We start from the raw sequence: 7,980 nt of genomic DNA, 5'->3' as shown, positions 1-7,980 counted from the left end.
TGGCGATCTGCCACTCGGCGAGTTCGGGACCGATCAGGGAATTGCCCGAACCCGATCCGATGATGGCCAAGTCATAGTGAGTCACTGTCGCGACCCTAGCCATACGGCCCCATCGTGACGATCCCTTCGATCGCTGGAACACCGTCCGCACTCCACGAGCCCGTCATTCTGGGTGCCGTGTCGCGACGGAATTGGGCCAGGCCCGCTGGCACCGATTCGTGCAGCAGATCCCGGCCACCACCGCATTGGTTGAGTCCGCAGTCACGGTCGAGCGGAACGCGGCATGAGCAGGCGTCAGTCCGCAGTGGGACCGACGAAGACCGCCACGTCGGAGAGTGCATCCTCAGCAGTACCGGCGAGCACGGGGTCATGCGTGAGCCCAGTTAACAGGCTCACTACCTCCTGCCCCGCGACGCCGTGAATGCGGGCAATGTGACCCAGACAAGTAACGGCCAGTCGGCGCAGACCCAGGTCGCCGTCAGTGACGATTTCCATACAACGAGCCTGCAACCAAGCGGCGTCGTCATCTGCGTGCACGATTCCTAGCAACGCTCTCGCTAAGGCTGAAGAGTCCCCGGTCGCCTGCGCCGCCACGAACCGGGCTCGCGCTTCGTCGTGGGCCATCAGGTCATTGTCACGCACGAAGGCCGATGCCTGACTTTCGGGATGTGCGTGCGGTTCCGACCTGGTTCAGACGCGGCGCTGTGACGCACCTCGGAAAGCGTCCGTTGGTTCAGGCCAGCCGTACGGTCAATTGCCCGTTGGTGTGAAGTTTGGACGCCACCTTGTCGCTCCGCGACTCGACGAACTCTCGGAAGCTAGTGAACCCGAGCGACTTCTCGGTGAAGGCCGGATCCATTCGCTGCATTTGGCTCTTGACCCCGGCGGCGTGGACCCAGTCGTCATCGCTCTTCTGCAGACCGACCCGGATCGCACGCACGAGCAGGTCGGTTGCCTCCTCCGCTTGGGGGACCCGGGCGGCAGAGTTCTTTGCGGCGGGAGTCTTCTTGGTGACTGACTTCTTGGCCGGCGTTTTCGCAACTACCTGGTCGGCCTCCGGCTGCGGGGTGACCCCGGGCAGGTGGGCGTAGTCGATGAACTCGTTGCAGGCTGACACCAACGCCTTGCTTGTCGACCCGGCAACGCCGATCCCCACTACATAGCGACCAAGTTGCTTACAACTCTGCGCGAGTGGGACATAGTCGGAGTCTCCGGCGACAAGAACCACGTGCGAGATCTCGGGATGGCGCATGAGGTCCTCAACAGCGTCTACGGCGAGCCGGATGTCAGCTCCGTTCTTGACGCCAGATGCGGTGAACAACTGAACGAGATGAAGCGCTCTCCCCATCAGTTCATCCTTGTACGCGGCATTCGCGGGAACCGACCAATCGGCGTAGGCCCGGCTCAGCGACACGCTGCCGAAGGATGCGGCGTAGTCGATGACTGCCCCGATATCGACTTGGGCCGTGGCCAGCTTCACGTCGATCGGTTCTGTCGGAGTCGCGGACCTCCCACGCTTACGCGGATCGTCCTTCCGCCACGCCTGCTTGCCATGAATGTCGTCGTAACGGGAAATGACCACGTTGTCGAAGTCGATGTAGACAGCAACCCGTTCGCTCATGGCGCGAGCCTACGACCCGCTGACGACAGGCGCCGCCGGGAACGGGCGACTAGGTATCCCAAGACTTCTGGGCAGCGGCCGGCCCCCATGTCTCGATCAGGTTTGGCGACGTGCATGCCGTACTGGGTAAGCGCCGACGCGGCGGTATGACGCAATCCGCTCGCGCGGGCTGGCAAGAATTGTTCGAGGTCGGAGGTGGTGGTGACTGCTAGGCGAACGCGGTGAACCAGAGCATCGCCAGGCCGAGAAGGAAGAAGACTGGGAGCGCTGCATTCGTGAACGAGGCGTCCAGCGCGATGGCGATGGCAGCAGCCGCGGCGATCAGCGCGCCAGCGACCTGCAGGCGGACTGCGATCTTGCGGCGGGAGATGTCGACCAAGTGGGTCTGCCCGGCGCTGATCGACCACAGAACCAGGCACCCGGCGAGTATCAGAGCGGCGTCGGACTCGACGGTCAACCCGACGATGACAGACGACGCAGCAGCAGCAAGGTAGGCAAGGAAAGCGTAGGTGGCGAGCTTTGTCTCTCTGGGCAGCAGGTTGCGTGCGTAGGAGCTGCACAGCAGGACAGCGTTCATCAAGGGCTCGATTGACCAACTGAGCACGACCAGGGCGACGAGGATCGCGAGGGTGACCTGTGCCCACAGTCGATCGTCGAAGGGTCGCAGTATGCGGCTCGCGATGATTGGCGTGAGCAGAATTGTCCAGCGCGCACCAGATGAAAGGCTGTTCACCCAGTCACCGAAGCGGAGGAACTGACCGTAGAGCGGGTTGCGAGACTTCATCGCAATCGCGAGACCCTCGCGGGAATATTGGTCGGTGGGGTCCAGGCGCAGCGCCGTGCGGTGAGCCTCGACCGCAGACTTACCTCCACCGCGACGTAGTTCCAGCAGGCCACGGTTTTGGTGAGCCTGGATGCTGTCGGGATCAAGACGTAGTGCCTCGGCGATGGCGCGCTCGGCTTCGCTGTAGCGACGGAGCTCGAGGTACGCCGCACCGATCGTGGCGAGGGTCTGGGCGTCTTCGGGGTCGAGGGCACGCGCCCGCTCGAGTGGTGCGAGTGCCTCCTCTGCTCGATCCTGAGCGATGAGCACTGCGCCCTTCTGTCGGTGAATGGCCGGGTGTCCGGGCGCGATTCGCAGCGCGTGCTCGACGGCGCTGACTGCCGCTGGGAACTCCTTGAGGCCGGCCGAAGCCGCGCTGAGGACCAGCAGGCCGTTGAGGTCCTCGGGGTCAGCGGCGAGTGTCTGCCGTGCGAGGTCGCGCGCCTCGGCGTACCGCTCTTGTATGAGAACCGCCCGGGAGAGGTGGCCCAGGAGATCAGCGTTGGCGGGGTCGCCGACGAGGGCTTGGCGGAACAGTCGCTCCGCCTCCGCTGGGCGGCCGAGGTCGAGCAGGGCAAGTGCGCGCTGTGCTGTGCCTACACCGTCGTTCATCGAACTCCCTTTCGCATGGCGGCTCACCGTACTTGACCTCGACCAATGCCCGCGTGGCATCGGGGAAGTTCGAGTAGCGTGCGGCGGGTGACCACGGACGCAGTGATCGAGGCCCTGCGCAATGCGCTTCTCGCTGACCCCTCGAACCATGCGGTGCGTTCCCACCTTGCGGAGCTTCTCGTGGGCGCGGGTCGCGACGAGGAAGCACTCGAGGAGGCCGCGAAGGTTCTGGCGGCGGAGCCCGACAACATTGGTGCGCTTCGCACCGCGGCAACCGCCGCGGCCGCGGCCGGCCAGGCGTCGCGGGCGGCCGGCTACGCCAGGCTCGCTGACGCGTTGGCCCCGGGAGACGGCGGCGAGTCCCACCACGGACCTGGGGATTTCGCGATGGTGGTTCCGGACACCGCTGAGGAGCTCCTCGAGGGCTGGGTCGAGTCCGAGGCGCTCGTCGAGCCCGAGATAGGCCGTCTGTCTCAGGCCACGATCACGCTGAGTGGCGTCGGTGGGCTGGCGGACGTGAAGCGTCGCTTGGAACTGTCCTTTCTGGCTCCGATGCGCAATCCGGAGTTGCGGGTCCAGTTCGGCAAGTCGCTGCGTGGCGGGCTGCTGCTGTGGGGTCCGCCCGGCTGCGGCAAGACCTTCATCGCTCGTGCCCTTGCCGGTGAGCTGGGCGCCAACTTCTACGAGGTCGGGCTGTCCGATGTGCTCGACATGTATGTCGGCAACAGCGAACGCAACTTGTCGAGCATCTTCGACGCGGCGCGTCGCAACCGTCCCTGCGTGTTGTTCTTCGATGAGATCGATGCGCTCGGCCAGAAGCGATCTCACCTGCGACACGGCGGGGCCGCACTGCGCGGCGTCGTCAACCAGATGCTCGCCGAGCTCGACGGTGCCTCGTCTGACAACGAGGGGGTCTTCGTGCTCGCGGCGAGCAACCACCCGTGGGACGTGGACTCGGCACTGCTGCGTCCGGGGCGTCTTGACCGCACGGTTCTGGTGCTCCCGCCTGACCTCGAAGCGCGTGAGGCAGTGCTGAGACTCCACCTGCGGGGACGACCGACGGAATCGATCGACTTCCGCGGACTAGCGAAGGCCACCGACGGCCTTTCCGGTGCCGACCTGGCACTCGCGTGCGAGCAGGCGGCCGAGGCCGCGATGGAGGCATCCATCGAATCGGCGACGGTACGGCCGATCACCCAACATCAGCTCGCGCAGGCCGTGCGCAGCATTCGCCCGAGCATCGGCGAGTGGTTGGAGACGGCCAAGAACTACGCCATGTACGGGAACGACTCGGGCGCTTACGACGAGCTCGCCGCCTACCTCAAGCGCCGACGCCGCTAGCCACGCGGACGTTCCGGATGTCAGCCTGTCGACCGCAGCGCGGAGGTTGAGCGAGGCTCTGGCATCTCGCCTGGATCCTGTGTCCCAGGCGGCGGACTGAGCATCGTGGAGGCCGTCCGTCGATCTGAACGTGGTCGTCCACGCCGGGGATCGCCTCATGCCATGATTCGCGCCATGCGCCTTGCGATTGCTGCCAGCTTCTTCGTTCTAGTCGCTGGCTGTTCCTCAGGTGAGCACGACCAGGATCATCCGAGCACCCGAGTGCCTGGGCCCTCGCAGCAGTCTTCCGCTTCGCTCCTCGACCACACCACGGTCGACCCCGTTGACGCCGAGGTCACCAGGTACCGCGCCGAACTTGTCGAGGTCAGCGGTCTTCTCGTCGGCGACGATGTACGCATCGCCGGAGTCAAAGTCGGAGGCGTCGAGAAGATCGCAATCGAGGGGGACCAGGCCATCGTCACGTTCTGGGTGCCCCAGGAACAGAAGCTGACCGAGACCACCGGCCTCATCATGCGCTACCGGAACCTCAGCGGTCAGCGCTACCTCGCACTGGTGCCGGGGAGCAAGGACGCGGCGATCCAGGCAGCAGACTCGCTGATCCCGTTCGCCCGGACCAGCGCCGGGTTCGACCTGACCGCTCTCCTCAACGGGTTTCGGCCCCTCTTCGCCGTCCTCAAGCCTGCCGACGTCAACGCCCTCGCTGAATCCCTCATCAAGGTCCTGCAAGGGGAGGCGGGCACCGTCGCGCAACTCCTCCAAGAGATCACCGAGCTGGCCAATGACCTCCCTGACCGCGACCAGGTCTTCCACCAGGTGGCAGTGAACCTCATCCCGCTGTTGGAGGAGCTCTCCGGAAACGGAGAGCAGTTCCAGAGCACCGTCCACCGCCTCGCGCGACTCGCCACAGGCCTCGAAAAGTAAGGCACACCATCGGGCTGTCAATCGACAGCTGCGAACGCCTCGGCTGCACCAACCACCTCGTAACGGCGCTTCGTTCTCCTCTGGCCCGCGACATCGCGGCGCCGCGCAGACTCGTGCGCATGTATGCGGAGAACAACCCCGGCTATGCCGATTCCTTCGCCCGCTTCGGGTCACTGCGAGAGACCCTCGGCCGCACCAGGTCGCACCACAGCGGGGCTTGTTGAGCGTCTCTCCTGCTGACCACGGGTGGTGGGGGCGTGAGGTCATCGCAGATGGCGATATCGCGCTGGTCGGCTGGGATCTATTACGCATCTCCGCGACCGTGACGGCAGCGGCAACTGCCGCTGCGCGTGCACGCCCTGCGGCAGTTGCGGACGGATCGCGCCGCCATCCCTCTGGTCGGAGCCAATCGGGTCATTCTGGGCGCCGAGTCGCGGCGGAATGCCGCACCGTGTATTGCGGTCCTGGATCCCTCGCGTGACGATCCCTTCCCCCGCCAAGGCTCACGGAGGCGCGCATCGCCGAGATCGAAGGCGTCCGCGGGATGCGGCTTCCTCGGAGTGGCGCAGCACCCACCGCTGCGAAGCGACAGGCAGTAACGTCGGACCATGGCTGAGGAGTCAATCCTTGACGGGCTCGACCCGTTCGACCTGCTCGATCGTGAGGCTGACCGGGTCCACTCCCTCTTCACCAGCGAGCCCGACTGGTACCGGTCGAGCCGCTGCGCGGGCTGGACCGTGCGGGACATGCTGGGGCATCTCATGGGCTTGGAGGACTACACGCGGGCCAACCTCGACAACGGTGTCGGCGACCTGTTCCGTGCGGCCGAACAGGCCGGTGCAGTGGACGTCGTGGCCTTCAACGACTGGCAGCTCCAGGCCTACGCCGACGTGCCGACCGACGAGCTGGTGGGCGAGTGGCGTGAGGCCCAGGTGGCCAATCGTCAAGAGTTGCGGGCGCGAGGGCGCCATGGGTCAGTGGACACCAGCGTCGGTGCGTACCCGTCGTGGCTGCAAACCTTCCACTTCGCTGTGGAGTACGCCACCCACGGCGACGACATCTACGTCGTCGTTCCGGAGGAGGATCGCCGCGAGCGGAGCGCTTGGAGGGTCGTGTTCGGACGGTTCGTGCTTGAGGAGCTCGAGCGGCCGATCACCGTGACGCCCCGCGACGACCTGGTTGTGGTGCAGAGCGAGGGCGGACGAACCGAACTGTCACCCGAGGACTTCATCGAGGCGACTGTCGGGCGCCTCCCGGACGCGCACTGGCTGGACGGCAGGCTCAGGAAGCTCCTGGCTACCGTCCCCTAGCGGTGGAATGCAGCATGCCCGGGCACTTCCCCCCGCGCTCCCGCACCCCAAGCCCAGCGGCCGGGCCGATGCGGAGCAGCGCTGCCATGATTGCTCTCGTGAGCTTTGACTACGCCGTGTGGGACGGCCCGCGGCCCGTTGATGACGCCGCCGCGGAGGCCACCTTCGATCGGCTTCTCGACGCGGTCAACGAGATGCGCGGGGAAGTAGTCCCTCCCACGGCCGCTCTCGACCGTTTCATCACCGATCTTGAGCGTCGGTGGCCTCTCGACGCCGATGACGCCCCGTGGGCTCTTTCGCCGATTCGACCTTCGGCGCATGGTCCATTCTTGATGCTGCATTTCAGCGGCGCAGCCACGGCCGAAGACGTGACCTGGGTCGACGCCAAGGCTCGCGAGCGCGGACTGGTCAGGTTCGACCCTCACAACTCGCAGGTCTACTAAGAACAGGTGCCGAGCAGTCTTGCCGGCGATCGCCTTGGCGGACACTTGCTTGGTCGGGCGATGACGTTAGGTGAGCCTCGTGCTCTCGCCCCCTTCAGCCACTCCGTCCCGACGGCGGCAGATGAGTGCGCCTGCACCGGCCAAACCTCATTGCAGTCCGAACGCCGTCCGGTACAGGATGCGATGGTGCCTGACGCCCCTGAGATCACGCCGAAGGTGATCGAACTCCTACGAGCGATCGTCGCGTGTGGAGGCGAGGCGACGGGCTCGCACCTGAGCGAGTCCTGTCACCTCACCAAGCCGCAGTTGAAGCGTCAGCTGGATTGGATGGAGAAGCAAGACTTGGTCAATCAGGTGCACAGCCACGACGGCCGGACGTGGGTCCGAGCAACCGTGGCCGGACGGGCTGCACTGGCGCTCGTGGCGGAACCGTAGTCAGCGCTCATCGGCAGGTGGGCGCGCAGTTCCGACCCGATGCAGACGCGGCGGAGTGGGACAACCATCGGTCCGCCGTAGGCGACTCCGCCTCGCCCCATTCACAGGCGAGTACGGAAGTTGCCGAGGACCTGCCGGTTCTCCAGGTCGGCCACAACGATCCGGCCGGACAGGTCCCAGACGGCCACGAGATCGTGGTGACTGCGGAAGCTGGCCGTCACGGCGTCGGGAAACTGGACGGCCAGGTCCGCATCACGACTGGAGACGGGGGAGATCGCGACACGGGTGCCGTCCGCTTCGCTGGAGGTCACGGCGTGGCGTACGCCGTCGGTGGTCAGCTGCAGGAAGGATCCGGGTTCCCATGCGATCCGCCGCACCTGCGGCCCTCCTCGGTCGGTGACGAGGGTGTACGAACCGGCTGGGTGCTCGTTTGTCTCGAGCTGCACGATGCCGCCGGTGGTGAGGCGGACCTGC

General features: G+C 65.8%; 9 protein-coding genes. 5 read left to right on the top strand and 4 right to left on the bottom strand.

The window, feature by feature from the left end; translation table 11 throughout:
• Positions 1 to 294 precede the first annotated feature (294 nt).
• The 3 genes from V6M39_RS12420 to V6M39_RS12410 all read right to left on the bottom strand — a co-directional run bounded on the left by V6M39_RS12420 (position 295) and on the right by V6M39_RS12410 (position 3,056).
• On the bottom strand, positions 295 to 495 hold the full coding sequence (locus tag V6M39_RS12420) for a hypothetical protein (protein ID WP_332644129.1): 201 nt from the start codon (positions 493 to 495) through the stop codon (positions 295 to 297).
• Between the two features lie 238 nt (positions 496 to 733).
• Positions 734 to 1,621: an NYN domain-containing protein gene (locus V6M39_RS12415; protein ID WP_332644128.1), complete on the bottom strand. Its 888-nt coding sequence runs from the start codon at positions 1,619 to 1,621 to the stop codon at positions 734 to 736.
• Positions 1,622 to 1,829: 208 nt separating this feature from the next.
• Positions 1,830 to 3,056: a tetratricopeptide repeat protein gene (locus V6M39_RS12410; RefSeq protein ID WP_332644127.1), complete on the bottom strand. Its 1,227-nt coding sequence runs from the start codon at positions 3,054 to 3,056 to the stop codon at positions 1,830 to 1,832.
• A gap of 87 nt (positions 3,057 to 3,143) precedes the next feature.
• Here V6M39_RS12410 and V6M39_RS12405 point away from each other — a divergent pair, with 87 nt between their 5' ends.
• From V6M39_RS12405 to V6M39_RS12385, 5 genes are all read left to right on the top strand, one after another.
• Positions 3,144 to 4,397, top strand: a complete 1,254-nt coding sequence (locus V6M39_RS12405) for an AAA family ATPase (RefSeq protein WP_332644126.1) — start codon at positions 3,144 to 3,146, stop codon at positions 4,395 to 4,397.
• Positions 4,398 to 4,571: 174 nt separating this feature from the next.
• On the top strand, positions 4,572 to 5,318 hold the full coding sequence (locus tag V6M39_RS12400) for an MlaD family protein (protein WP_332644125.1): 747 nt from the start codon (positions 4,572 to 4,574) through the stop codon (positions 5,316 to 5,318).
• A gap of 608 nt (positions 5,319 to 5,926) precedes the next feature.
• Positions 5,927 to 6,628 carry a maleylpyruvate isomerase family mycothiol-dependent enzyme gene (locus V6M39_RS12395; protein WP_332644124.1) on the top strand — a complete coding sequence of 234 codons (702 nt, stop codon included), beginning with the start codon at positions 5,927 to 5,929 and terminating at the stop codon, positions 6,626 to 6,628.
• An 86-nt stretch (positions 6,629 to 6,714) separates the two neighbouring features.
• Complete coding sequence (locus tag V6M39_RS12390) at positions 6,715 to 7,071, top strand: hypothetical protein (protein ID WP_332644123.1); 357 nt, start codon at positions 6,715 to 6,717, stop codon at positions 7,069 to 7,071.
• Positions 7,072 to 7,257: 186 nt separating this feature from the next.
• Positions 7,258 to 7,506 (top strand): MarR family winged helix-turn-helix transcriptional regulator, encoded by a 249-nt coding sequence (locus V6M39_RS12385; protein ID WP_332644122.1) that lies wholly within the window; start codon positions 7,258 to 7,260, stop codon positions 7,504 to 7,506.
• Positions 7,507 to 7,607: 101 nt separating this feature from the next.
• On the opposite strand, the gene V6M39_RS12380 is transcribed toward V6M39_RS12385, so the two are convergent.
• Positions 7,608 to 7,980: hypothetical protein (locus tag V6M39_RS12380; RefSeq protein WP_332644121.1), on the bottom strand; the 373-nt coding region annotated here is incomplete at its 5' end.

Origin of the sequence: Aeromicrobium sp. (assembly GCF_036675695.1) — a bacterium.
GTDB lineage: Bacteria > Actinomycetota > Actinomycetes > Propionibacteriales > Nocardioidaceae > Aeromicrobium.
The sequence above is the reverse complement of the archived record's forward strand: the minus strand, read 5'-3'. Positions and strand labels throughout refer to the sequence as shown.